Annotated in this window: 20 protein-coding genes, 5 pseudogenes and 1 other annotated feature; of the genes and pseudogenes, 15 read left to right on the forward strand and 10 right to left on the reverse strand. The window is 52.5% G+C overall.

What is annotated here, in order from left to right; genetic code table 11:
• Positions 1-50 precede the first annotated feature (50 nt).
• From M8T91_RS03630 to M8T91_RS03665, 8 genes and pseudogenes are all read left to right on the forward strand, one after another.
• Positions 51-386, forward strand: coding sequence for a PadR family transcriptional regulator (locus M8T91_RS03630; protein ID WP_301416911.1), 336 nt, complete (start codon positions 51-53; stop codon positions 384-386).
• Positions 383-889: a hypothetical protein gene (locus M8T91_RS03635; protein ID WP_301416913.1), complete on the forward strand. Its 507-nt coding sequence runs from the start codon at positions 383-385 to the stop codon at positions 887-889. The genes M8T91_RS03630 and M8T91_RS03635 overlap by 4 nt, the downstream gene beginning before the upstream one ends.
• Positions 890-1,098: 209 nt before the next feature.
• Positions 1,099-2,314, forward strand: a protein-coding gene (locus M8T91_RS03640; protein ID WP_301416915.1) for an IS3 family transposase whose coding sequence is annotated in 2 segments (ribosomal slippage) — positions 1,099-1,382 and positions 1,381-2,314 — 1,218 coding nt in all. Because the reading frame shifts where the segments join, the coding sequence is not laid out codon by codon here.
• Positions 1,377-1,492: a sequence feature (AL1L pseudoknot), on the forward strand. It overlaps the preceding gene by 116 nt.
• A 395-nt stretch (positions 2,315-2,709) precedes the next feature.
• Positions 2,710-3,957, forward strand: a complete 1,248-nt coding sequence (locus M8T91_RS03645; protein WP_301416917.1) for an HlyD family secretion protein — start codon at positions 2,710-2,712, stop codon at positions 3,955-3,957.
• Between the two features lie 128 nt (positions 3,958-4,085).
• Positions 4,086-5,244 (forward strand): annotated as a pseudogene (locus M8T91_RS18840) (ABC transporter transmembrane domain-containing protein); the annotation flags it as partial.
• 177 nt (positions 5,245-5,421) lie between these two features.
• Positions 5,422-6,000 (forward strand): ATP-binding cassette domain-containing protein, encoded by a 579-nt coding sequence (locus M8T91_RS18845; protein WP_367317755.1) that lies wholly within the window; start codon positions 5,422-5,424, stop codon positions 5,998-6,000.
• Positions 6,001-6,120: 120 nt separating this feature from the next.
• The gene (locus M8T91_RS03660) at positions 6,121-6,408 is read left to right on the forward strand and encodes a hypothetical protein (RefSeq protein ID WP_301416921.1); all 288 of its coding nucleotides are present in this window, start codon (positions 6,121-6,123) and stop codon (positions 6,406-6,408) included.
• A 66-nt stretch (positions 6,409-6,474) separates the two neighbouring features.
• Positions 6,475-6,642 (forward strand): transposase, encoded by a 168-nt coding sequence (locus M8T91_RS03665; RefSeq protein WP_436970317.1) that lies wholly within the window; start codon positions 6,475-6,477, stop codon positions 6,640-6,642.
• Between the two features lie 389 nt (positions 6,643-7,031).
• On the opposite strand, the gene M8T91_RS03670 is transcribed toward M8T91_RS03665, so the two are convergent.
• The 3 genes and pseudogenes from M8T91_RS03670 to tnpA (M8T91_RS03680) all read right to left on the reverse strand — a co-directional run bounded on the left by M8T91_RS03670 (position 7,032) and on the right by tnpA (M8T91_RS03680) (position 8,181).
• Positions 7,032-7,712: an IS4 family transposase gene (locus M8T91_RS03670; protein ID WP_367317740.1), complete on the reverse strand. Its 681-nt coding sequence runs from the start codon at positions 7,710-7,712 to the stop codon at positions 7,032-7,034.
• 8 nt (positions 7,713-7,720) lie between these two features.
• Positions 7,721-7,891 (reverse strand): annotated as a pseudogene (gene tnpB, locus M8T91_RS03675) (IS66 family insertion sequence element accessory protein TnpB); the annotation flags it as partial.
• Entirely contained in the window at positions 7,891-8,181 is a 291-nt protein-coding gene (tnpA, locus tag M8T91_RS03680; protein WP_301416924.1) for an IS66 family insertion sequence element accessory protein TnpA, read from the reverse strand. The gene tnpA (M8T91_RS03680) and the pseudogene tnpB, both read right to left, overlap by 1 nt.
• Positions 8,182-8,286: 105 nt before the next feature.
• On the opposite strand from tnpA (M8T91_RS03680), the pseudogene M8T91_RS03685 reads away from it, so the two are divergent.
• A pseudogene (locus M8T91_RS03685) lies at positions 8,287-9,009 on the forward strand (transposase); the annotation flags it as partial.
• A gap of 1,248 nt (positions 9,010-10,257) precedes the next feature.
• Here the strand turns inward: M8T91_RS03685 and M8T91_RS03690 are convergent.
• The 5 genes and pseudogenes from M8T91_RS03690 to M8T91_RS03705 form a co-directional block, all read right to left on the reverse strand.
• Positions 10,258-11,549, reverse strand: a pseudogene (locus M8T91_RS03690) (IS256 family transposase).
• A 90-nt stretch (positions 11,550-11,639) separates the two neighbouring features.
• Positions 11,640-11,825: an IS200/IS605 family transposase gene (gene tnpA, locus M8T91_RS03695; RefSeq protein WP_436970318.1), complete on the reverse strand. Its 186-nt coding sequence runs from the start codon at positions 11,823-11,825 to the stop codon at positions 11,640-11,642.
• Positions 11,826-11,966: 141 nt separating this feature from the next.
• Positions 11,967-12,104: pseudogene (locus M8T91_RS18850) on the reverse strand (hypothetical protein); the annotation flags it as partial.
• 269 nt (positions 12,105-12,373) lie between these two features.
• Positions 12,374-15,496 carry an efflux RND transporter permease subunit gene (locus M8T91_RS03700; protein ID WP_301416926.1) on the reverse strand — a complete coding sequence of 1,041 codons (3,123 nt, stop codon included), beginning with the start codon at positions 15,494-15,496 and terminating at the stop codon, positions 12,374-12,376.
• Between the two features lie 15 nt (positions 15,497-15,511).
• The gene (locus tag M8T91_RS03705; RefSeq protein WP_301416928.1) at positions 15,512-16,687 is read right to left on the reverse strand and encodes an efflux RND transporter periplasmic adaptor subunit; all 1,176 of its coding nucleotides are present in this window, start codon (positions 16,685-16,687) and stop codon (positions 15,512-15,514) included.
• Positions 16,688-17,438: 751 nt separating this feature from the next.
• On the opposite strand from M8T91_RS03705, the gene M8T91_RS03710 reads away from it, so the two are divergent.
• Entirely contained in the window at positions 17,439-18,062 is a 624-nt protein-coding gene (locus tag M8T91_RS03710; RefSeq protein ID WP_301416930.1) for a MarC family protein, read from the forward strand.
• A gap of 417 nt (positions 18,063-18,479) precedes the next feature.
• On the opposite strand, the gene M8T91_RS03715 is transcribed toward M8T91_RS03710, so the two are convergent.
• A complete protein-coding gene (locus M8T91_RS03715) occupies positions 18,480-19,037 on the reverse strand; it encodes a hypothetical protein (RefSeq protein ID WP_301416932.1) in 558 nt (185 codons plus the stop codon).
• A gap of 306 nt (positions 19,038-19,343) precedes the next feature.
• Between M8T91_RS03715 and M8T91_RS03720 the strand changes: the two genes are divergently transcribed.
• Both M8T91_RS03720 and M8T91_RS03725 read left to right on the forward strand, forming a co-directional pair.
• A complete protein-coding gene (locus M8T91_RS03720; protein ID WP_301416934.1) occupies positions 19,344-19,571 on the forward strand; it encodes a hypothetical protein in 228 nt (75 codons plus the stop codon).
• 825 nt (positions 19,572-20,396) lie between these two features.
• On the forward strand, positions 20,397-20,804 hold the full coding sequence (locus tag M8T91_RS03725) for a hypothetical protein (RefSeq protein ID WP_301416936.1): 408 nt from the start codon (positions 20,397-20,399) through the stop codon (positions 20,802-20,804).
• A gap of 397 nt (positions 20,805-21,201) precedes the next feature.
• On the opposite strand, the gene cfa is transcribed toward M8T91_RS03725, so the two are convergent.
• On the reverse strand, positions 21,202-22,347 hold the full coding sequence (gene cfa / locus M8T91_RS03730; RefSeq protein WP_301416938.1) for a cyclopropane fatty acyl phospholipid synthase: 1,146 nt from the start codon (positions 22,345-22,347) through the stop codon (positions 21,202-21,204).
• Between the two features lie 141 nt (positions 22,348-22,488).
• Here cfa and M8T91_RS03735 point away from each other — a divergent pair, with 141 nt between their 5' ends.
• The 3 genes from M8T91_RS03735 (at position 22,489) to groL (ending at position 25,156) form a co-directional block, all read left to right on the forward strand.
• Positions 22,489-22,956, forward strand: a complete 468-nt coding sequence (locus M8T91_RS03735; RefSeq protein ID WP_301416940.1) for an FxsA family protein — start codon at positions 22,489-22,491, stop codon at positions 22,954-22,956.
• Between the two features lie 215 nt (positions 22,957-23,171).
• Positions 23,172-23,465: a co-chaperone GroES gene (locus tag M8T91_RS03740; protein WP_301416942.1), complete on the forward strand. Its 294-nt coding sequence runs from the start codon at positions 23,172-23,174 to the stop codon at positions 23,463-23,465.
• 47 nt (positions 23,466-23,512) lie between these two features.
• Positions 23,513-25,156 carry a chaperonin GroEL gene (gene groL / locus M8T91_RS03745; protein ID WP_301416944.1) on the forward strand — a complete coding sequence of 548 codons (1,644 nt, stop codon included), beginning with the start codon at positions 23,513-23,515 and terminating at the stop codon, positions 25,154-25,156.
• Positions 25,157-25,310: the final 154 nt, after the last annotated feature.

The raw sequence follows: 25,310 nt of genomic DNA on the forward strand, positions 1-25,310 counted from the left end.
GGGTTACGTATAACGTACTATATCGCAAAACGTAACTCATGGCCATGCATATGCCGAAACGCAACGACCTTAACCAGTTCGGCCGATTCACCGAACCCGCTGTTCTGATTCTTATCAGTCTGGCGGAGTGTCCTCGACATGGCTATGCGATTGCCCGGGACATTGATCAAGTAACCGGTTACAAGCCGGGGCCCGGGACACTCTACGGTGCACTTGGTCGTCTTGAGACGCGTGGATTTATCCGGCCACAGTCTGAAGATCACATAGATGGACGCTGCGTGTACGAGCTGACCTCGACAGGGCAAAAAGCACTGAGTGAGCGTTTGGATGCAATGGCAGCAGTAGGGCGTATTGGTCGGAATCGACTTGACGGGTGCCCGGTATGAAATGCTTGTTAAGGCTTTATCCACCTGCCTGGCAGCGGCGATACGGCCGGGAACTTGCCGAATATTTAAAAGCTGAACCTGTGAGCTTGCACACTCTATGGGATTTACTTACAGGTGCCCTGGACGCTTGGCTGCATCCTGGTTCAATACCAGTTGCCAGAGAATCACTTGAAATAAACAAGGGGGAAATCACTATGATTAACCATGCCAAAGACAACACGATTGCACTCACCAAAGCGGACGCTCTGCGGGCTGCAGGGCTAATGATAGGGATTACCCTGGTCTTGACAGCCGTTGGAGTCTTCCTTGATAAAACCTTTGGTTCACATCCCCTGATTAATGTACTGCTCCACACATCCTCGATCTTTGCGCTGTTGGTTTCTGGGTGCTACTTGCTGTTTAAACGCCATCCCTTACCAGTACGCCCTCTAGCTATTTTGGGGTTTGTGGCTATTTTCTACTCGCTGTTTTTGACCGCAATTATCGTTGCCGTTAAAACCTAAAGCATGAATTCAGTGATTGGGAATTTTGTCCGTCATTGCCAGTGAATGGTATTTCGGTGGAAGAAATTGAGGGAAATATCCTTAAAGGATATCCATTGGATGAATTGTGGATCTGATTTCTTTACAGAAAACGGCTCTGACAATCCCTTAGTGCCACTTTGAATCCCCCCGGGTTTCTCGGAGGCTAACTTTCTTGAGAGAATTAGCCAATGAGCAAACGACCTGGATACTCTCCCGAAGTACGGGAACGCGCAGTTCGCATGGTATTGACCGGCGAGCACGAGCGCCAATCACGCTGGGCAGCGATCACATCTATCGCTTCCAAGATCGGCTGCACACCCGAGACCCTACGATCATGGATCAACAAGATGGAAGTCGACAATGGTACCAGGCCCGGCACCACCAGCAGCGACGCAGCCCGTCTCAAAGAGCTGGAGCGCGAAGTCCGCGAGCTGAAACGCGCTAACGAGATCTTGCGCAAGGCTGCCGCTTTTTTGCCCAGGCGGAGCTCGACCGCAAACCGAAGTAATGGTGGCATTCATTGACCAGGAGCGTGAGGCGTACGGTGTCGAGTCAATCTGTGAGATTCTGCCGATTGCACCATCGACCTTTTACCGCTGCAAGCATCTACAGGCCAATCCAGAGCAACGCTGTGCGCGCGCTCAACGTGACGATGAGCTGAAGCCTGAGATCCAGCGGATCTACGAAGAAAACCACCGCGTCTATGGTGCATGCAAGGTCTGGAAGCAGCTTAACCGTGAAGACATAAAGGTCACCCGCTGCACAGTTGAACGGCTGATGAAGGTACTGCAATTGGAAGGTGTTCGAAGAGGCAAACGTTGCGTTATGACTATCCCGGATGAGCTGGCCGATAAGCCGCTGGATCTGGTGAATCGCGAGTTTACGGCAGAGCGCCCCAACCAGCTTTGGGTGGCCGACATAACCTATGTCGCAACTTGGTCTGGTTTTGTTTATGTCGCATTCGTTGTCGACGTATTCTCTCGCTACATCGTTGGCTGGCGCGTATTAAAGAGCCTTCAAACCGACATTGTGCTTGATGCTCTGGAGCAGGCACTCTGGGCACGAGGTAAGCCCCGTGGCGTTACCCATCACAGTGATCGAGGTAGTCAGTATCTGTCGATTCGATATACCGAGCGGCTTAGTGAGGCGGGTTTCCATATGTCAGTCGGCAGTGTCGGCGACTCCTACGACAACGCACTGGCAGAAACTATCAACGGTTTATTCAAGGCGGAGGTCATCCACAGGGCAGGTCCCTGGAAAGGGCTGGATGAGGTTGAACATGCAACCTTGACCTGGGTCGACTGGTTTAACCATCGCCGCATTCTTGGGCCAATTGGCGATATGCCTCCAGCTGAATACGAAAACCTGTATTATCAACAAGCCGAGTCTGCCCAAGCGGCATGACTCAAATCAAATTGCCTCCGACAAACTCGGGGTGATCCATAATTCCGGGGCTGTAGCTCTATAAGGGTGTTTATCGCAACTCGCGTCTACCCCAGACTTGTGATAAATACACGTTATTAAAGTGCAGGCTTCGTATTATCAGGGCCTGAACTCAAAAAACTGTCCGAAGTATTGCTTGACAGAGTTTCCATAAAATAATAAAACAATAGTTCGGACAGTTTTTCAGTATGGGTATCGGCGAGCAAGGGGATACTTTCATGTCATTTAGTGTCTACCCGGAGTTTCTATAAATTGACTCTTCCTGTCTGTGGCCAAAGCCCTGTAGGTTCAGGGCTCTAGCACTTTAAAACTATTCTAAGTTTTGATAAAAACTAAGCCATAGTAAGGAGGCTGTAGTGGCAGGGTTGTTCCGTCAGCAAGCCATGGAAAGACACGCAGACCGCCTGCACGGTGAGATTCTGCTCCTGCCTCGCCTTTCACACGGTGTCATTTTGTCATTGCTACTAGTCTGGGTGGCTCTCTCCATCATCTGGCTTTTCAGCAGCAACTATGCTCGCAAGGAAAGCGTAACTGGTTGGCTGGAACCGGCTTCGGGTGTCGTGCGGGTTTACGCTGAGCGCTCGGGAGTTATCAAGCAGGTGCTCGTGCGTGAGGGTGATCAGGTATTGAAGGATCAACCCCTGATTGTGGTCAACGGCGACCGAATATTGGCAGATGGTAAGCACCTCGAGTCCTTATTGTTGGCGGAGTACGAAAGCCAACAAAAATTAGTCACCGAACAGTTGGGGCGTGGCGAGAAAATTTATCGCCAACAACTGCGTGATCTTGACCAGCGCATTGTTGCCAGTGAGGAAGACCTGGCTCTGCTCGAAAAACAGATAAAGACCCAGGTCCGCCGTTACGACTTGAGTGCAGAACAGGCGGGGCGCTATCGACAACTCAAGCGTGAAGGTTATATTTCCTCGGCGGAGCTGGACGCGGTTATTGCCCAGGAATTGGAGCTGCACGCCGAACGTCAGGATCTCGCGCGCAGCCGGGTGAATCTGCGCAACCAGATTCGGCAACTGGAAAGTGATCGCCTGCTGCTTCCCGAAGAGTTTGCCAACAGCGGTGACCAGTTGCGCGCGCGCCTTTCTGACCTCGCCCAGCAGATTGCCCAACTGCATGGTCAGCAGGCCTATATCGTCAAGGCTTCCCGAGCCGGAGTTGTCAGTAATCTGCAGGCGGCTGAGGGCCAGCAGGCACAAGCCGATATCCCGGTTTTATCTTTGGTGCCGGAGAATCACGTACTCACGGCACAGTTGCTGGTGCCGGTGCGCTCTGCGGGTTTTCTCAGTGCAGGCCAGCCCTTGAAAATTCGCTACGATGCCTTTCCCTACCAAAAATTTGGCCTTTACCCCGGTGCCGTGCTGGAGGTATCCGATACCGTACTGCTGCCCGATGAGCTGCTCCGTGTTCCTGTCACAGTGCACGAGCCGGTGTTCAGGGTCACGGCAAAACTGGCACAACCGACGGTTAATGCCTATGGCCGGCACTTTTCCCTCAAGCCGGGCATGACCCTGTCTGCCGATGTGCAACTGGCGGAACGGAGCTTGCTGCAATGGCTGCTGGAGCCCATTTACAGCCTGCGGGGGCGCCTGTGATGGAGGCGACCACGCGCCAACCAGCCGGTCAAGGTCGGCCGGAAAAGCTTCTGCATTTTTCTACAGGCCGCCAACTGCCGGTAATTTTGCAGACTGAGGCTGCGGAATGCGGGCTGGTGTGCCTGGCGATGATTGCCGGGTTTCACGGCTATGATACCGACCTCGCCGGCCTGCGCCGCCGCTTCCATATCTCCAGTCACGGCACCAACCTCAAGACCCTGATGGATATGGCCGGGCGCCTGCACTTGGCCGGCCGCGCCCTGCGCCTTGAGATGGAACACTTGGAAGAGCTACAGCGCCCCTGTGTGCTGCACTGGGATATGACACTTTGTCGTGCTCAAATCCGTACAGCGTAACAAGGTCACCATCCATGACCCCGCAGTGGGGGAACGGGTGCTGACCTGGGAGGAGTTCGGCCAGCACTTTACCGGCGTTGCCCTGGAGCTTACGCCAACGGATGAATTCCAATCGGGGGAAGACCGCCAGCGTCTGAAACTCAGCCATTTCTGGTCGCGTATCAGCGGGTTAAAGCGCAGCTTGATTCAGGTGCTGCTGCTGTCTCTGCTGCTTCAGTTGTTTGCCGTGGTTACGCCATTTTATATGCAAACGGTGGTGGATGACGTCATCCTGCGCGGCGACGCCAACCTGCTGCTGGTGCTGGCGATCGGCTTTGGTCTGTTACTGGTGATACAAACCGGCACCAACGCCTTGCGGGAATGGGTGATCCTGCATATCTCCAGCCGGCTCAATATGCAGATGGCTGCCAACCTGTTCCGCCATCTGATCCGCCTGCCGATGAGCTATTTCTCCACCCGGCATATGGGCGACGTGGTTTCCCGCTTCGGTTCTCTGAACAAGGTGCGCGAGCTGCTCACCACCGGGCTGGTGGCTGCGGTCGTGGACGGTATTATGGCGCTGATCACACTGGCCGCCATGTTTTTTTACGATCTATGGCTAACCTTGATTGTGTTGCTGGTGGTCGTCCTGTACGCAGTTCTGCGTCTGTTACTTTATCGCCCATTACGGCTAATTACTGAAGAACAAATTGTTGCCCAGGCAAAACACGACTCGCACTTTATGGAATCGGTGCGGGCTATCCAGACCGCCAAACTGTTCCAGCGCGAGAACGACCGCCAGGGGCAGTGGCACAACCGCCTCGCCGATGCTATCAACAAGGATATCCGCATTGCCCGCTGGAATATCGGCTACAACACCATCAATCGCCTGTTGTTTGGTTTGGAAAACCTGTTGGTGATCTACTTCGCTGCAACCGCAGTGATGGGAAATATCCTCACCGTCGGTATGCTTTACGCCTTTATGAGCTACAAAACCCGTTTTGTGGGTTCTATGGATGCGCTGATCGCCAAGTGGATCGAGTTAAAAATGCTGGGTCTGCATCTGGACCGCCTGTCCGATATTGTATTTACCCAAGTCGAGGATATAGATCGACCCGACAGCCTGCCAATGAGCGTCGATCAAGCGCATGCGCTGCAGGGCAAAATCGAAGTGCGTAAGCTGGGTTTTCAATTTGGTGAGGCGGAGGCTCCGGCGTTTCAGGATGTCAACTTTACCATTGAATCTGGTGAAACTGTTGCCATTGTCGGTCCCAGCGGCTGTGGCAAGACCACATTGCTCAAATGCCTGATGAGGTTGCTGGAGCCGACCGAAGGGGAAATCCTGATCGATGGCCAACCCCTGAAGAAACTGCCAAATTATCGCAGCCAGATTGCCGGTGTTATGCAGGACGATCAATTACTCGCTGGAACTGTCGGTGACAATATCGCCTGTTTCGAGCCTCAGGTAGATCTCCAACGTATAGTCCACTGCGCGAATATGGCGTGTATCCATGAAGAAATTATGCATATGCCCATGCAATACAACACCCTCGTTGGTGATATGGGCACCAGTCTTAGCGGAGGGCAGAAGCAAAGAATTGTGATGGCGCGCGCCTTATATCGCGCACCCCGCATCCTGTTCATGGACGAAGCAACCAGTCATTTGGATATGGCGAATGAATCGCTGGTTAACCAGCATATTCAGTAGCTTGCTATTACTCGGATATTGGTTGCACATAGACCGGAAACGGTCGCTTCCGCGGGAAGGCGGATTCAACTAACGGCAGGTGAGACTGCCAATCACAATTGATATTTTAGAGAGAAAATAATGCAAGAACTAATTACGAATGAGCTCGAGCAGGTAAATGGTGGTATCCTGACGGTTGCTGGGGGCGCAGTTATTGGCGGACTTGTAACTGGAACTAGCAGTGCTATGAATGGCGAAGGGTTTTGGGGAGGATTTGCCAGTGGAGCAGTAAGTGGCGCGCTGATTGTTGATAGGTTTGGTGGATCAAGGGGAAAATCCTCTACTTCATCAAGCTGCACGGGAGCTTCTGCAACGGCAGTAACAGGGCAGCGCTGTTCAGCTGCGTATGAAGAGTTGGATGCAGCTTAAACTGACTTGAAAAGCTGTCTTGCCAATAGGGTCCACTTAACTCGGCACAGTGGATATCAAGCGAGCATGAAGGTACGCAAGCGAATTGAGGAGGGTTTCGGTTGGGGCAAAACCATTGGCCTGATTCGCCAAGTAAAAGTCCGCGGGTTAGCGCGGGTCAAGGAGGTATTTACCCTCACCTTTATCGGTTGGAATCTAACCCGAATAAGCAATTTACAAAGGGGATCCGCTTAATGGACGGAGAAGCAGCAAAAATAGCGTTAAGGGGGCGTGTATTCAGCCAAAAGCCGATTAAAAATCCATCAAAGTAGAAAAAAGCAGCTTTTCCTCGAGTTTTTTGGCTTGCTAGAAACCTTTTCCAAATAATACTTCCGGATTTCAACAGCCTGCTAGCAGGATGGCCATATTTTCTAATTCTGTCTCTGCTTGACGATCTGGGTTCAGTCAGTAATGGATAAGTTTTTCTCCTTCTCTTCACGCACCGTGGTTCGACCCTGCCTGGTCGGTTGCCTACTACAACGCTCACGAAAAGATCGCAAAGACGATCGAGATCGCTATTATCTCTTCTCGGATCACTGACAAACATCTGCCAGAGCTGCAATGTATGTTTGAAGCTGATATGTTTAGGGTGTATATCTTTTTGTGCTGCTGATCGATTCATTAGCCAGCGAATAAGATTTGTAGGTGAGTAGATATACCCAGATCTCTTTAACAACCATCTCTGGTGTCTTGCAGCGGAGAATATCCATTCCCAGCGTGGTCTTAATCTCTCTCAGATTAAGCTCGACCTGCCAGCGGTTGTTATACAAATTACTCAGCTGCTTGCGAGGTGCTGCTTTATTGGATAATAGCGTGGTAACCAGTACTTTTTTCCCTGCCTGTAGCTCTCGAGCAGGCAGCTTATCTGGAAATTGCTCGTAGTAGTCCCTCTCCATCCACTTGGGTTTTGCTGGCTTGCGCCACTCTACAAGATGATCCCTACTGTCAAGGCGCTGCCCTTTGCAAAAGTCTGTTCGGCGTGTAGCGTGTTGCTGCATAACAATATCAACACCGCGTGACTGTAATTCTGCAATTAGAAAATAGAAGGTGTAATATCGATCAGCAACAACGATGTCACCTTCAGAAAAGTTGTCAAGCATGCTGCGCAGTAGACTGTGCTCTCCAGTCCCCTTGCCTTGAAAAGGGGCGTAAGCCATATCAAGTAAAGCCCCGCTGCCATAAGCTGTGATAGCCACCAACCGCGCAATAGGAAATCCAAGCGCTGCTTCTCCAGGCGTTTGTACCAGACTACGAAGCCGTTGCACTCCCAGTAGAGCAGTTTGATTTTATCGCGACCGCGATTGCAGAACACGAAGAGGATTTCCAGTGCAGGAGAGAGCTCCATCTCTAGCTCGACCAGCGCCGCCAGGCCGTTGATAGACTTGCACATATCGACAGGCTCCATGTACAAGTAGGTCTGCGCGGACTGCTTCGGACGCAGCATCACCTCTGCTCCCGTAGTAGGCGCCAGAGCAAGTGAAGGGTTTGCTCAAGGGCTGATGCTGGTAACTGCATCTGGATACCGCCAGGCAATGCCAGCTCAACCGAGGTTTCCAAAACTGGCATGGGCACCGGTATCAGCTTTGGCTGGAGCCTGTTCTGCTTGTTGCGCCAATAGGTGAAGGTGCTGAGCTTTAGCTCATGCTGCTGGCAGTAGGCTGCTTGGGATAGATCGCTGTTCTTCCAGGCGCTGGTGTGCTGCTGCCAGAAATCGGTTTTACTCTGGGCGGCCATTTGAAAGAGCTATCACCAATTCTGGTGTTTGAGGGTTTGAAAGAAAGCAGCGTATCTGGTTGATTTGTTGTTGCCAAACAGTCAACCAACCAAGTGTACGCCGCTATGGACAAGAATACCGTTGTTGAGTTTACGGATCGACAGGAGATAGCTGACCCACTGACAGAACTACTACGCCAGGGCGCACGAGAGCTGCTTCAGAAGGCAGTGGAGGCAGAGCTGTTGACCTTCATGGAAGAGTTTCAAGGCCGCCACCTGAACGACGGTCGTGCGGCTGTAGTCCGCAATGGCTTCTTGCCGGAGCGCGAGGTTCAGACCGGGATCGGTCCGGTGAAGGTCAGGGTACCGAAGGTCCGGAGCAAGGACGGTAAGCCAGTAACCTTCCGCTCAGCTTTGGTGCCGCCATACGTGCGCAAGACCCACTCGCTGGAGGCGGCGCTGCCGTGGTTATACCTGAAGGGGCAGTGGAAGAATGAATACGATACCTGGCGAACCAAGCGACTTGATAAAGATCGCTGGGTGTACATCTGGGCAGACGGCATATACTGCGGCCTGCGCTCGGTAGAAAGCAAGCTCTGTGCGCTGGTTGTCATTGGCGTAAACGAGCGTGGAGAAAAGCACTTTCTGGCAATTGAAGATGGGGAACGCGAATCGACGCTGAGCTGGAAAGGTGTGCTGGGAAAGCTGAAGGAGCACGGCATGAACACCCCGGAGCTGGCGATTGGCGATGGTGCCATGGGGTTCTGGACGGGACTGGAAGAGACCTACCCGAAGACGCGCCAGCAGCGTTGCTGGGTACACAAGACGGCCAATGTGCTCAACAAGCTGTTAAGAGTTTTAGCGGTTTCTATCTGCGGATTAAGGAGTTTCTTAACATTGGACATTCAAGTGAAAATAGTTTTTACTACATCTGCCATGGGCAGGTTCTGCGTTAATTGGATGTTAGAACCTTATTTTCTCAGCAGCTGCCCATGGTTCCTACCTATTTCGCCTCATAAAATTGTCCGAAGTATTGAGATTACAATGGACCACTGGGACCGCCACCAGCAGCGCTGGTAAACAGTTCACCTATTAGCCCAGGGTGTTCACCTGAATCGATCCGTGCCTGGTTGCTACTTCTGCTTTCCCCTGCAAGCCACCTACCATAACCAATCGCAAGGAATAAGATGCCTCCGTTAACTATCTCTGTTTCATTAACTGACAATTCAGTAATTCCGTTATGCATAATGTATTCCATCTCTTTCGTTTTTGGGTTGGAGCAGGTGAGCCAGTTTAGCAGTCATTCACCTATTTCCTCTGTTTGCAGATACGAACCATTCGTAGCTGCCTTCATGTTGTCACCTGTCTTAATTCCATTGACAACATTGAAGCTCACTAAATTCCTATCTTCTTTAATCGTAACTATACCCATAACGTTTGAAAATTAGGTGTTGAAGACTCTACTTGGTGCAGGTTTTGAAGGCTTTTGTCTCAACTGCCTAAACCTAAATCTCAAACGCTTTGGGTATATTCAGTTCATGCACGAAGCTGATTAAAATTAAGGTGATTTTCTTTTGATTTAAGCACAATCGTGCACATTATATTCAATAAGTGCTATTTCTTAAGCAAAAATTGTGTAATTTGATTGTGTACTGAATAATTATAGTAAATTAAAAAATAAAACCAAAGTCAAGCGTATAACTCTAACTTTATAAATATAAAGTTAGGACTTACGTATTGACAACGTAAATTTCCTATAAATTAGATAGTTACTTTGAATCCTGAAAAATAATAGAGGAAGCCTTTACCTCAGAAAATGATCGATTTGCAACCAAATACACAGCATTGCGCTCAATAAACATCCGGATTCTTAGAACCCGGAATTTCCTTATGCCCCATAAAAGGGGCCTAAAAGCCAGCCCTCTAGAAGGCTGGCCGCAGAGCTGTCCCACTCTATCATTATCGCGGCAAATCCAGCTGTGCTTACCGCTGCTCTAACTTCTCTTGATATTTTACATACTTACGTATCATCACAGCATCAACTCCGATCGTATCTTACGCAGAGTTATTGTCAATTTTGGTGTTCAAAAAGCCAGATTAAGCAGCGCTCTGGTCGGCTGTTGACACCTCCTCTCCATCTTTGAACTTCACTCCGGTGATGACCTTGGCCAGGCAGTCAAAGCCCCGGAGTTTTCTCCACTTTCCCTCTGCACACATTCCCAGCTTGAACAGCATGTGCAGCATTCCTTCTCTCGACAGACAGCCTTTAGAGCGCTTCGTCCTATGTCGTATCGTTCCGAACGTCGACTCGATCGGGTTCGTTGTCCTGATGCTCTGCCAGTGTTTCGCCGGGAAATCGTAGAAGCTCATCAGTTCTTCGTGATCCTTTAACAGGCACTCGGCAACTTTCGGATATTTGGCTTCGTACGTCTTGACGAAAGTGTCGAGTGCCTTCTCCGCTTAAGTGGACCCTATTGGCAAGACAGCTTTTCCAGTCAGTTTAAGCTGCATCCAACTCTTCATACGCAGCTGAACAGCGCTGCCCTGTTACTGCCGTTGCAGAAGCTCTCGTGCAGCTTGATGAGCACATTGGCCGTCTTGTGTACCCAGCAACGCTGCTGGCGCGTCTTCGGGTAGGTCTCTTCCAGCCCCGTCCAGAACCCCATAGCACCATCGCCAATTGCCAGCTCTGGCGTGTTCATGCCGTGCTCTTTCAGCTTTCCCAGCACACCTTTCTAGCTCAGCGTCGATTCGCGTTCCCCGTCTTCAATTGCCAGAAAGTGCTTTTCTCCACGCTCATTTACGCCAATGACAACCAGCGCGCAGAGTTTGCTTTCTTCCGAGCGCAGGCCGCTGTATATGCCGTCTGCCCAGATGTACACCCAGCGATCTTTATCAAGTCGCTTGGTTCGCCAGGTATCGTATTCATTCTTCCACTGCCCCTTCAAGCGAGCCACCGTGCTGGCTGATAGGCCCTTCGCTTCCGGGCCAACCAGTATCGACAGGGCCTCCTCCATCTCACCAGTTGAAACGCCCTTCAAGTATAACCACGGCAGCGCCGCCTCCAGTGAGCGGGTCTTGCGCACATATGGCGGCACCAAAGCTGAGCGGAAGGTTACTGGCTTACCGTCCTTGCTCTGGACCTTCGGCACTTTCACTTTCACCGGGCCAATTCCGGTCTGTACATCACGCTCTGGCAGGTATCCATTGCGGACTACAGCCGCTCGGCCATCATCCAGGCGGCGGTTTTGAAACTCCTCCATGAAGGTCGACAGCTCTGCCTCCACTGCCTTCTGAAGCAGCTCTCGTGCCCCTCGACGTAATAGCTCAGTTAGCGGATCTACTGTCTCATGTCGACCTGCAAATTCAACAACGGTATTCTTATCCATAGCAGCGTATTCCTGGTTGGTTGACTGTTTGGCGACAACAAATCAACTAGATACGCTGCTTTCTTTCAAACCCTCAAACACCAGATTCGGTTATAACTCATCTACTACGCAGTACCCTTTCTCCCAAAAATGATTACCCCAATAGGGCTTCTTCCCGAGATATGGAAATCGTGTGAAAACCCTCAGCGCCGACTTTCTTTTGACCACTCCCAATAACTTCGAGGCCGACACCTTTGGCGGTACTTTCACCAAAAGATGCACATGCTCAGCTTGCACATTCAACTGAATAACAGTACAACGTAATTGGCTACAATAGCCTTGAGGGCACCTCTAAAAATTGCCTAATTTTTGCTAAAATAGGCTCGATGACTCTCAAACCAACAAGATGTAGCTACGTGGACGCATTTCAACAGCCTGCTAAAGGACGAGTATCCCTACGGCCAGACAGCGATACCCCGCCGAAAGAATATTCTCTGCCGCATTTAGGTCGTGGTGATGCTCAACTCCGTATACTGAGCAAGGCCATTTTCTTATTCGCAAGCCTGTTAGTCCTTTCGGACTGCTGTCGGAAAGCGTCCTGCAGCACGAACAGGTTTGGGTGGCGGAGACTGGCTATCAGAGCTTCCCGACAGCAAAGCAAGCCATCAGCGATTACCTCCTTGGCTACTCAACCAGATCCCACCACATCAGAACAACGATGATTGAGCCCCGCACGAGGCAGCAGAAAAACACGGGCAGGCTCAAAAGCCTGTGGCCAAAAATACTTGACCACTACACTATGCGGTGAAAGCCCTGCGCATCCGCTGCCAAAGTGGAACTTCTTTTTATGAAGAATGTGCACGTTGTGTACCGCGCAAAATCAGGTTTCGCAGTCTTGCGCCGAGCGCACTGATATCTTGCCCAATCGCATACAGTGACGGTACCAGCAGCAGGGTGACGAAAAAGGCCACAAAAACGCCCGAGGCCAGCGCTACCACAATGGGTTGCAGAAAGGCGGCCTGGATACTCTGTTCAAGCATCATTGGCAGCAGACCGACAATCGTAGTGACCGTGGTCAGCAGTATCGGGCGGAATCGGGCAACGCCGGCCTCCACAATCGCCTTGAGTGGTTTCATGCCTCCCTCGCGCAGCCGGTTGCAGTGGTCCATTAGTACGAGGTTGTCATTGACCACCACTCCGGCTGCGGCAGCGATGCCAAAGTAGCTAAAGATGGCCAAGGTCATGCCGGTAACTGCGTGGCCAAAGATGGCGCCAATAAAGGCGAAGGGAATGGCGATCAGGATCAGGATCGGCTGGGAGTAACTGCGGAAGGCGATCGCCAGCAGACTGTACATGGCAAAGAAGGCTGTAGTGTAGAGTTTCAGCACATTTGAAATGAATTTCTTTTGGCCCTCCGCCTGGCCCACAGCGCCGCGAATAATGCCTGGATAGCGTTTTTCCCAATTGGGGAAAAAGTTTTCATTCAGGTCCTGCATGATGTCGCCGCGCACATCGTCTTTCAGGTCCGCCATTACCCGCGCAGCGCGATTGCCGTTCCAGCGCTGGATGCGCTTAATGCCCGGTGCGTATTCCAGCTCGGCGATAGCCAGCAAGGGTACCTCGCGCCCGTCTGCGGTGCGCACGCGGAAATCTTTCAGGCTTTCAATGGAGCGACGCGAAGTCAGCGGATAGCGCACCATTACCTTGACGTCCTGGCCGGCACGGGGCAGGCGCTGCACTTCTTCACCGAAGTACGCCTGCCGCACCTGGCGGTTGACCTCCGCCAGCGTCAACCCGAGTTTGGTTGCACCGGGCTTGAGATCAATGCGGATTTCCTCGGAGGCACTTTCGAGATTGTTGCGCACGTCGTAGAGGCTTTCATAAGTGCGCAGCTGAGCCTCCAGGTCGGCGGTGGCGGCGCGCAGCACATCCAGGTCCGGGTGGCGGATGGACAGTTCAAATCCGGGGCCACTGTCATTGAGTGCATAGCGTACTGAAACCTCTTTCGCATCGGGGATCTCGCCGATCAGCTCCCGCAGGCGCAGGGCGGCCTCTTTGGCGGACATATCCCGCACTTCCGGCGGGGCCAGTTGTACTATGGCCATTACACTGTCGCGACGGGAGCGGGTATACCAGTTCTCAATGAGCACACCCTGGCCGTCTGTGCGTTGGTTTACCTCTTCCTCAAGGCGTTTTTCCGCGTCCTGCAGTTGGGCCAGTATTTCCAGTGCACGGCTGTAGGGTGCGCCTTCGGGCATCACGACATTGACAGTCACTTCATCGGATTCAATTTCATGCATAAAGCCTTTCTTCACCCAGCCACTGCCAAACATGCCTATACCGATCATCAGGGTGGTGATAAAAATGCTCAGTGTCAGGTAGCGCCGTTCCACAGCCCACTGGCCAATGCGGCGGTAGTATCTGTGGGCAAAATGGACAATGCCATCGGCAATGCGCTTTTGCACACGCCCAAACCGGCCGAGCCTGGTGCGCGGCTTGAGGTTGCGCAAGTGTGCGGGCAGGATAAACAGGCACTCGACCAGGGAGAATGTTAGTGCAAGGATCACCACCCAAGTGATGTGGCGGGTGAATTCACTGGTGGGACCGGGGAGAAAAATCCATGGCAGGAAGGCAAGGATCGTGGTCACCACGGCAAAAACGACCGGTTTGGCCACCAGCTGTGTGCCCAGTACCGCGGCGCTCAGGCTGCCACCTGGCTTCTGGTGTTCCGGGCGGTGGGATTCGGTATGGATACTCTCCCCCACCACAATGGCGTCGTCGACAACGATACCCAGCACCAGCAGGAAAGCGAAGGTGGATAGCATGTTGAGGGATACCCCTACGCTGGGCAGCAGGACAAATGCACCGGCGTAGGCCGTGGCAATGCCTATCGCCACCCATAGGGCGACTTTTGGCCGCAGGCTGAAAACCAATACCAGCAAGACCAGCAGCAGCCCCTGAAACGCAGAAGTACCTATGGTATTCATGCGGCCTTTGAAGTCCACGGCGTCATCGGTCCACAGGGTCAGTTTGGCTCCGGTGGGCAATGTTTCGCTGCGTTCGGCAATCCACTGGCTGATGGCGTCGGAAGCGGTGACAATATCCATCGTTTCGGTGGTCATCACTTGTAGCAGCACCGCGGGCTCACCGTTCAGTGTGGCGAGGATTTCGTTGTCCACGAAACCGTCTACAACATTGGCGATATCGCCGATGCGAATGGTGCCGCCATCGGCGGTCTGGCGCACGATAATATCGGCAAACTCCCGCTTGGTATCGGCCTGGTTGCGGACTTTGAGTTGGTAGGTGCCCACCTCTGTGCGCACGCTACCGGCGGACTGGTTGAGGGAGCTGGTGCGTATGGCGTCAGCCACTTCCTGAAACGTCATGCCGTAGCGGCGCAGCGCTTGCTCGCTGACCTCAATGGAGACTTCCTCCATGCGGGTGCCGAACAGCTCCACCACCGAGATGGCGGGCAGGGCGACGGCTTCGCGTCGCAATTGCTCAGCCAGGCGCTTCAGCTCACGCTCACCCAGGTTACCGTGTATGGCAACGCGGATGTACTCATCGCGGTTGACCCATTGGCGTACCTGTGGAGGTTCTATGCTGCGGGGGAAAGAGGAGATGCTGTCGACACGGATTTTGACCTCGTTCATAAAACGGGGAAAGTCGACATCACTTTCCGCCAGGATATAGACACCGCCATAGCCTTCGGCCGATGTAGAGCGTACCCAATCGATATTGTCGAGATCGCTGACGGCCTCTTCGATTCGGGCCACAATCTGTTCCTCCACTTCCTGTGGCGCTGCTCCTGGCCAGGAGACTGCGATTTCCAGCCCCGGGAAACGCACCTGCGGGTCCATTTCCCGTTCCATGCTGCCAAAGCTGAGGAGGCCAGTGACAAAAATACCCACCATCATCAGGTTGGCGGCGACGCTGTTGCGCGCCCACCATTCGATCAACTTGTTCATGCGCGCTTTCCGTTTTTATTTTTGGGCCAGTTGGGTGACGGGCTGTACCTGCATGCCATCCACGGCATTGGCAATGGCGGAAGTCACCACTTTTTCGCCGTCGGCCAGGCCGGCGGTGACCACGACGCGATTTTCCGAGGTGGACACTACCTCTACGGTGCGAATATCCAGGCGGTTATTCTCATCTATCACGTATACCGTATCGGCATTGCGCAGAGCCTCCCGGGGCAATACCAACGCCTGGTGAGCCTGTACACCTTCTGCCTGTGCGGTCACAAACAGTCCTGCTGCCAGGGGTACCCCGTCGCTGGCCCCTTTGCCATAGGGGTCGCGCACTTCTGCGATGGCGTATATCAAACGCGTTTGCTGGTCGATGGCCGCCTGGGTGCGCACGATGTGTCCCCGCCACTGGCGCTGGGTCTGACCCACCTGGGCGGACAAGGTGACGATCGGTCCGGGATGGGCCGTCGAGGAGACAAAGCCCATGGGCAGTCCCAGTTCCATCAGTTGGGAATCGGTGAGCGGCAGTCGCACTTCCACAAGGTCAGTGGCAAATACACGCCCGAGCGGCGTGCCGGTACTGACATACTGGCCCACACCTGCGTCGCGGCGGATCACGCGGCCCCGGAATGGCAACTTGACACGGGTACGCGCCAAGTTGCGTGTTGCATCGGCAAGTTCCGCCTTGGCGGAGTGCAGGTTGGCCTCGGCTTCCTTCACCTGGGGTTCATTGACCTGCAAGGGCGTCGGTTCTTTATCCGGGTTGGCAGAAAGCCACTGCTGGCGCTTGATGCTGGCTTGCGCCTGTGCCTGTAGCAGGAGTACTTGGGCCTGCGCTACCCCGGCCTCGGCTCGGGCCAGCGCAAGGCGGTAGTTGGCATCGTCCAGCTGGATCAGGGTTTCACCGGCTTTAAACCCGGCGCCCTCGGCGAAACTGGCGGAAATATGGGTGATGCGGCCGGAAACCTCAGGGGTGAGGTCTATTTCGGTATGTGGGCGCACTACCCCCTGAGTGGTGACGGTAAGCAGAACCGATTCTTCCCGGGCCTCGGTATAGAGTAACGATACCAGGCGTTGCTCCTCCTCTTTTTTTTCCGGCGCCGGTTTGGCGGCAGACATCCATTGTACGACCCCAAAACCCACTGCCAGCACCAGGACCGGTGCCGCAGCTCTCAAGTATTTGTTTTTCATCTATATCTTCTTGTCTGATTGCCAAATTCCACAACGGTCATCGTCGATCGGCCCCGATAACACCACGGAAACCAAAGCCTTGGCCATGGGGTTGGCGCCGGGTTGAGTCCTATCAGCGATGGATGCCGGTTGCCAATGGTTTTATTGACGGATCGGGGAGGGAGTTTGGATGCGGTAGCATAAAATTTTGGTTATTCGGTGTTGCCAGGAAAATCGTTACATGGGTGTCATCATTTTGACTTTCTGATTCACCCGGGTCAATTCTGTACCCGTCCCGGAGAGTTACCTGGTGTGCATCCGCAGTGGCAGGGCTTATTCCGGCTGGCCAGGTTTCCAGTGCCTGTGGTTTGTGCAGCTCTGCAGGCCAGGCAGTCATAGCGCCTTGGCCAGTGCTGCCGCCTTTTCGGGGTACAGGTATGGATTGTGGGCTTTATTGCTGCGGGTGTATGGGTTTCATCGGGAAGGTGCGGTATCAGCGAAGCGGGGTGACTGGCAGGTTTTGCACAACCCCAATACACAGAAACTGTAGGAAGGGCACAGCGAGTCCTGGGCAACTTGCAATGACCAGCCTGTAACCAGGACAACAGTGTGAACAGAGCGTCGCGTTTGAAGAGGAGGAGATTTTTTTGTTCTCAAGGTATGGGCAGCCAGCAGTTTGGGGGTGCGCCTTTACAGAATACGGAGGAATCGGGATAATCAGGCGCACAGCGACCACTGCAGATCTCTTGGTTTTTCGGAAGAGTAATCCCATATGACCCCACTGATTAAACACGCCTTAATAGTTTTTATGGCGTTTTTTGCAATTATGAACCCGATAGCAAATACAACGGTATTTGCGGGGCTGAGCGGGGACAAGGACAAGTTTGAGAAGACTAAAATTGCACTTAAGGCCCTGACCATAACCTTTATCATCATTCTATTATTTGCCCTGCTCGGTAAATCCATCTTTCACATGTTTGGTATCACGCTTCCTGCCTTGCGCATTGCAGGAGGGGTTATCGTCTTTTTGGTTGGCTACCATATGCTCCAGGGAGCAAGTTCCAAGTTACATACGTCTCAAAAGACCGATGGTGCCGATATTGCTGTTTCCCCTATGGCCGTACCGCTCCTGGCTGGGCCGGGCACTATTGCTACAGCAATGAGTTATTCGGCTGCAGATGGATGGCCAGAAATCATTGTGACAATAGTTGTGTTTGCGATTCTGTGTATTATCACTTTTTTCTGTTTTATTTTTAGTTCGAAAATTTTATCGGCAGTCGGTAAGAGCGGACTTGATATTATCACACGTTTAATGGGGCTGATCCTGGCAGTCATTGGCGTGCAAATGATGATAGTAGGTGTTCAGACTGCTATGCAGATCCAGACTCTCAGTTGATACCTGGTTTTATGGTGGTTTGACAGACATTGAAAAAGGTATTTCAGGCCATTGTTCAGTGTAGAGGTTTTTAACCGAACTATCTGTGGAGCAGGGCGCTTTTGCAGACGCTCTGTCAGAAAGGGAGAGCACTGCAGTCGGAAGGGTGTTTTGCCAACCGCTTGGCTGTCTGCTAACCGTTCTCAATATTGCCTGGCAACCTACTTAAACTTGCCATTGCATAGGCCAATTACCTTGCCCCGTGCTGTCGGGCCCCTGAGGTTAAATGCACAGTGTAGAGCTGAAAAAACCACTCGGCCATGCGCGCGATACGCTGGTCGAGTGGGAATCCCACACAACGTTTTACTGCTTGGATATGCACTGCGGGTTTTGTCAGAGTCCGCGGCGGATTGAGGGTCAAGGCTGTGAAAATCCTGCCTACATGACACCGAATGGCGGCGCATAAGCGCGTGTAATGCCCGCACCCATGCGGTATTGTGAGGCGGCACCAGGAAGCACACCGGTCGGATTGGGCAGACAGGGGCCAAAGGGATCCATATAAGCAGCGGCAGGGGGGAGAGGCCCCGCTGGCAAGGGTACAGTTGCCCACTCTGCATTCATCCAAATACCCGCGCGGCCTTCCGCATTCATGGTATCGGCGGGCGCGGGGTCATCCTCGACCACAAAATAAATCGGCCCGCCGCCAGCTGCACAGCCCGCTCCGGTGAAATAGACGCGATTATGGTGGGTGGCCATCATCATATCCGCCACAAACCGGAAGGTGCCGAGCTCGCCCCCCGTGGCAGGATCCACTGCGGTACTCAGCCCGCGTACCCAGCCAGCGGTGGGTGAATTGTGACCCTGACCGCCCACTTTAACTTCTGTAACATGGCCCACCAGAACACCTGCCCCATCAAACACCTCGATCCAGGTGTCTGGCACGGCCAGGGCAAAACCAGGCAGTAATAACGCGACAGTGAGTATTATTTGTTTCATGTTGGTTTCCATTTTTTATTAAATACAATAAGACATCGCATAAGCTCAATTGGCAGTTATGTCCTGACTTTCTTACCTCGAGAAATCAGGCAGGAAGATCGGGCTGCTCGCAATTGTTACGCGACCCCCAGGCAATCCAGACAGCTCGTAAGCAATGGCATATTCCAACCGGTGCCGAATGCTGATTCGCTATTTGGATAACATATCGACAGTCGTTTAGTGCCCACTGGATGGATCGGGCTCAATCGATTGTCAATATCAGTGTGGTTTATACTTGCGAACTGCTGAAAACCACATGTTTCTGAAATGCATCATTTCTTGTTTGATGGCGTTGTCAGTGAAGTTTTTGTCACTCTTGTATTTTTGTTACCTTTTCAGGCCGTCTGGTTTGTTATTTTTCAGCAAACCAATGCACTACAGCCATTCCTGGCATGCTTCAGTTTGCTTGCGTTTTATCTGACTGCTCCGGCAGTTGGTATTGCGGCAGTTCGTCCATCAGCAGCATCGTTTTTCAAGTTGAAGCACTTGGCATAGATACAGGCTTTGAACAGGATACCTTCAACCCCGAAGTGCTCGCGCGATATTCGCTTTTTTATCTTAGCCTGCTGGCCAAGAACATCAAACGTCGACCATCGATAGCATCGATTACTATCCTATTCCAGATTTTTGATCTATACCGTCGAATACCAAGTTTTGGTTTCCGTACTAAAACCAATGAGCCAGCGGAAATTGATGTCCTAATCCGATGGTTTATACGCAGACACTCAGTTTGAAGCTTGAAAGGAATCTGCAAAAGTAGCATTAAATTCTATGGCTTTAATGGCGTAGAACATCTGCCAACACTGGAATACAATTTAAGAGAGGTTATATTCCAATGGCCTGGCACCCAATCAGCGTTTTTCAAATTTACCTGGTTGGATGATTAGGTGCAATGCGAGCTTTCCAATGACTAAAGCTCAACAGTACAGGTTGTTTTGATGATTCGCCAGAAATAATTTTGATTCAGAAAAATGGTGGGAACTATTGTTCCGTTTTTCCGATTTTTCAGTAATTTTCCAGTAGCTCAAGACTGACCATTCTCCCAAAAATGTCATATGGATCCGGCAGTGAGTTCTTCCGGATTAACACCCTATATTGCAATGCCATGCTGGGTCTTGAGAGTGTTGGTTAATGGCGCAGAGGTAAGCTCGTTCGTTTGTACCAGATTAATAGACATTGCAAATAAATGGAGTTCAGATAATCTGTTCGATTGTTCGGTAAATAACGTGATTTAGGATATTCCTCATTGAGGTTCAGTTGGATTTTCAGGTAAGGTTATAGCGCTGTTAAGGTGCTCCATTCATAAAAAGGAAATTTATCATGAAAACTCTATTCAATTTCTTAATCGCTGCTGTTATTTCCGGTTTTTCGATGGCGAGTTTGGCGGATCCTATTCAAGATTTATCCATGAATTTATACAAAGCGGGTTGGTATCCAAACTTTATTCAGGGAGCAGGTCCCTTAACCTGCCCCAGAACCTGTGAAATATGGGTTGGTACCCGGGCTGAGCAGGAAAAAAGCAGCGATATGGACCAGGATAGTGAGCGGGCGGCAGTGTGTAAGGTGACAAGGGATGTATCTATTATTTTCGAAGGGATCAATGACCCTTCTTCCCATTGGATCTATGGAAACCAATTTGATGATGAGCCGGTATGTTATGTGGCCCACCGGAGTGGCTGGGTGGAGCGCAGTGAATACTTTATGTGTCTATGTGTACAACCGGGATAAGGATACACTCTGCTGAATTCCCGGAAATCCGTTTGTGATACTTTGATTTTCCCTTGAGGTACGGATGATACACAATAAACAGTTGTGCACTGACAACCCGTCGGTCGACGGGTTGTCTTTGCCGGAAAACCGCTGAGCATTTTTTTACAGTGGTGTCGCTGATTTCTGCGCAAATACGCATTTACAAGCTGTAAGTCGGCGGGGGATCCTGTCGAGAATGGCAAAACCGGATATCCTGCAGAGAGTAGAAGTTCTTAAGATTGGATTACGGTTACTGCAGACAAGTATTATGTAGGACCGGCACTGGATTGCCTGACGGGTATTTTCTCCTGTGGCGCACCTGCACAGGTTACCCCGGCAATGCGGGTTGCCGGGATAACACAATACCATCTCCCCTTTAGCAGATGCGCTCTACGCCCCGGGACCGGTCATTGGAAAAGATCCACTGCCACAACTGTATTTTTCCCGCGCGGAAGGCACCGGCACAAGAAAGAAGATAGTAGCGCCACATGCGATAGAAGCGTTTGCCGTAGCGGTCGGCAAAGCGCGGCCAGTTTTGTTCAAAATTCCGGTGCCAGGCCATCAGGGTTTTATCGTAGTCCGGGCCAAAATTGTGCAAGTCCTCACAGACCAGCAGCCCCTGTGCAGCCAGGGTAATTTGCCCCGCTGCAGGGATCTCCCCATTGGGGAAGATATATTTGTCGATCCAGGGGTTGTTGGGTGCGGGTTCGATTTTGCCAATAGTATGCAGCAACATAAGCCCGTCTTTTTTCAGGCAGCGCTTGGCGACTTCCATAAAAGTACGATGATTTTTCCGCCCGACATGTTCAAACATCCCCACACTGGCAATACGGTCGAACGACTCGTTGAGATCGCGGTAGTCTTGTAAGTGGACCGCGACAGGGAGATCGGGGTAACGCTCTTTGACATAGGCACTCTGTTCGCTGGATACCGTGACTCCAACACACTCCACCTGGTATTTTTGTGCGGCATAACCGATCAGGCTGCCCCAGCCGCAACCGATGTCGAGCATTTTCATGCCCGGCTGTAAATCCAGCTTGCGACAGATCAGATCGAGTTTTGCCGTCTGCGCATCATCCAGGCTATTGGCACCAGGCCAGTAGCCGCAGCTGTATGTCAGGCGGTTGTCCAGCATGGTGGTATAGAATTCGTTACCGAGATTGTAGTGATGCTCGCCGATCTTGAAAGCGCGGCGCCGGCTCTGCAGGTTGAGTAAATAGCTGCGCAAAACGCGCCAAGCGTTGCGCCAGTTTTTGATACGCCGGCCCAGATCCGCCGCCAAGAGGCGATAAAAGAACTCATCCAGTGCCTGCACATCCCAGTCTCCCCGCATGTAAGTCTCACCGAGCCCCATACTGTGGCGGGCTATGATCTCGTCGAGTGCCTCCTCGCGATGGAGTTGCAAATCCCAAGGTCTGTCCCCGTTTATGCGAATGTCTGCCTCTGCCAGTAAATCGTCCGCCAGATGCCGGCTGCGGCCAACTGCGGGAACATCCAGGCTATTCTGCTGTTCGTTTGCCATCAAACCCTCCTCATTGCTGCTGATGCGATGTTGAAAAAGATGCCCTTGAATTAGTTGCCTGCCCACGCCATTTAATACAGGATGCCAGGGTGCTGAAACCCCTTCGCAAACCCGGTGCCCGGCCAGTTAGGAATTTTTTCTATGCGCCTTTTACTACTGTTATTTATAGTCCTCCCTGTGCTTGAAATGTGGGTGCTCATCACTGTTGGAAAGGAAATCGGCGCCCTACCCACCATCGGTCTGGTACTGTTGACTGCCGTTGTTGGCCTGGCATTGCTGCGTCGTCAGGGGTTTTCAACCCTGATGCGGGCACAAGAGAAGGTGCGCAGCGGCGAAATTCCAGCGCAGGAAATGGCCGAGGGTATCTTCCTTGCCGTGGGTGGCGCTCTGCTGTTAACCCCCGGATTCATTACCGATGCTCTCGGGTTCGCGTGTTTGGTACCGGGGTTGCGCCAACTGCTGCTCGGGCGCTTTCTACGCCATGTAACCATTGTGCGGCCCGGCGGCTTTCAGGGTTCCCATGCGCCCAAACGCGACAGTCATGTTATTGAAGGGGAGTTCTCTCGCAGTGAGCGCGACTCCGGCGAGGATCAGCGCCCGAAACACTAATCTGGCCAAAAAATATACAAAATTGAGTGTCGTCAGTGTTCGCTACAGTTTTTTCACACAAGAGTGTTGAAATCCATTCATGCGCCCATAGATAGGGATCAACTCTGATTTTAGCCCCGGCTCTGCCGGTCAGAGTGGGGGCGAGGTTGCCGGCCAAAGCGGCTGGTACCGCCAATGTTGGAAAACCCTAAAACGACTCAATGGAGAGCTTATCCATGAAAATTCGTCCTTTACACGACCGCGTCGTAGTGCGCCGTAAGGAAGAGGAAGCGATGTCAGCTGGTGGTATTGTGCTGCCAGGTGCTGCTAAAGAGAAGCCGAATCAGGGCGAAGTCTTGGCCGTAGGTGAGGGCAAGCAACTGGACAACGGCGATGTTCGCGCGCTGTCTGTCAAGGTTGGCGACACGGTTGTATTTGGTCGCTATGCCGATAGCAACACCCTCAAGGTGGAAGGCGAAGAGCTGATCATCATGAGTGAAAGTGACATCTATGGCGTGTTGGAAGGCTAATTACGCCTTTAACCTTACTCGCACAAAGAATCTGAGGAATATGAATCATGGCAGCTAAAGACGTAATTTTCGCTGACGACGCCCGTCAGAAAATGCTCAAAGGCGTAAATATTCTGGCCGACGCGGTTAAGACCACTCTGGGTCCGAAAGGCCGCAATGTGGTCTTGGACAAATCCTTCGGTGCCCCCACTGTCACCAAAGACGGGGTCTCTGTAGCGAAGGAAATCGAGCTGAAAGACAAGTTCGAAAATATGGGTGCACAAATGGTGAAGGAAGTTGCCTCCAAAGCTTCCGACACCGCCGGAGACGGCACCACCACGGCAACTGTACTGGCTCAGGCGATTGTAACCGAAGGCCTGAAATCTGTTGCCGCCGGCTTTAACCCCATGGACCTCAAGCGCGGTATCGACAAAGCGGTTGCCGCGGCGGTTGACCATATTGCCAGCCTGTCCACACCTTGTGCCGACAGCAAGTCCATTGCCCAGGTGGGCACCATTTCTGCCAACAGCGATGAGAGTGTTGGTACCATTATCGCCGAAGCCATGGAAAAAGTGGGCAAAGAAGGCGTTATCACCGTTGAAGAGGGCTCCGGCCTCGAAAACGAGCTGGACGTTGTGGAAGGAATGCAGTTCGACCGCGGCTACCTGTCTCCCTATTTCATCACCAACCAGGAAAGCATGACTGCCGAACTGGAAAATCCGTTTGTTCTGCTGGTAGACAAAAAGATTTCCAACATCCGCGATCTGCTGCCGCTGCTGGAGCAAGTGGCCAAAGCCTCCAAGCCGCTGCTGATTATCGCAGAGGATGTGGAAGGGGAAGCGCTGGCCACTCTGGTGGTCAACAGCATGCGCGGGATTGTCAAAGTGGCTGCTGTCAAGGCGCCCGGCTTCGGCGACCGCCGCAAAGCCATGTTGCAGGATATCGCTATCCTGACTGGCGGCACCGTAATCTCCGAAGAGGTCGGTCTGGATCTGGAGGGAACCACCCTGGAGCACCTGGGTACTGCCAAGCGCATCACCCTCTCGAAGGAAAATACCGTGATCGTGGACGGTGCAGGTGAGGTAAAAGATATCGAAGCCCGCGTTGCCCAGATCCGTGCACAGATCGAGGAGTCCACTTCCGACTACGACAAGGAAAAGCTGCAGGAGCGTGTAGCCAAGCTGGCGGGTGGCGTTGCCGTGATCAAAGTGGGCGCCGCCACCGAAGTGGAAATGAAAGAGAAGAAAGCCCGCGTTGAAGACGCGCTGCATGCGACCCGTGCCGCGGTAGAGGAAGGCGTGGTACCCGGTGGCGGCACTGCGCTGATTCGCGCTATCCAGGCCATTTCTGTCACTGGCGCAAACGAAGACCAGAACCACGGCATCGCAGCCGCTCTGCGCGCGATGGAAATGCCCATGCGCCTGATCGTTTCCAATGCCGGTGATGAGGCTTCTGTTGTGGTAGACAAAGTGAAGCAGGGCGAAGGCAACTTCGGTTACAACGCCGCTACTGGCGGGTATGGGGATATGCTGGAAATGGGTATCCTGGACCCGGCCAAGGTCACCCGCGCCGCACTGCAGGCCGCCGCTTCTATTGCTGGCCTGATGATTACCACTGAAGCGATGGTTGCGGAAATGCCGGAAGACAAGCCTGCTGCTGCTCCTGACATGAGCGGTATGGGCGGTATGGGTGGCATGGGCGGCATGATGTAAGCCGGCTTTTACGCCCACCCAAAAACCGCATTTGCGTGAATGCCAGCCAGTTTCTCAACTGGCTGGCATTTTTTTTGAAACAGGGGAAAGTGTCTGAGTTGCTGGCCGCCTGAGGGGTCTCCCACCTAGCGGCAGCGCTGAAGCGGGGCCTTCA

Source organism: Microbulbifer sp. MI-G (genome assembly GCF_030440425.1).
GTDB lineage: Bacteria > Pseudomonadota > Gammaproteobacteria > Pseudomonadales > Cellvibrionaceae > Microbulbifer > Microbulbifer spongiae.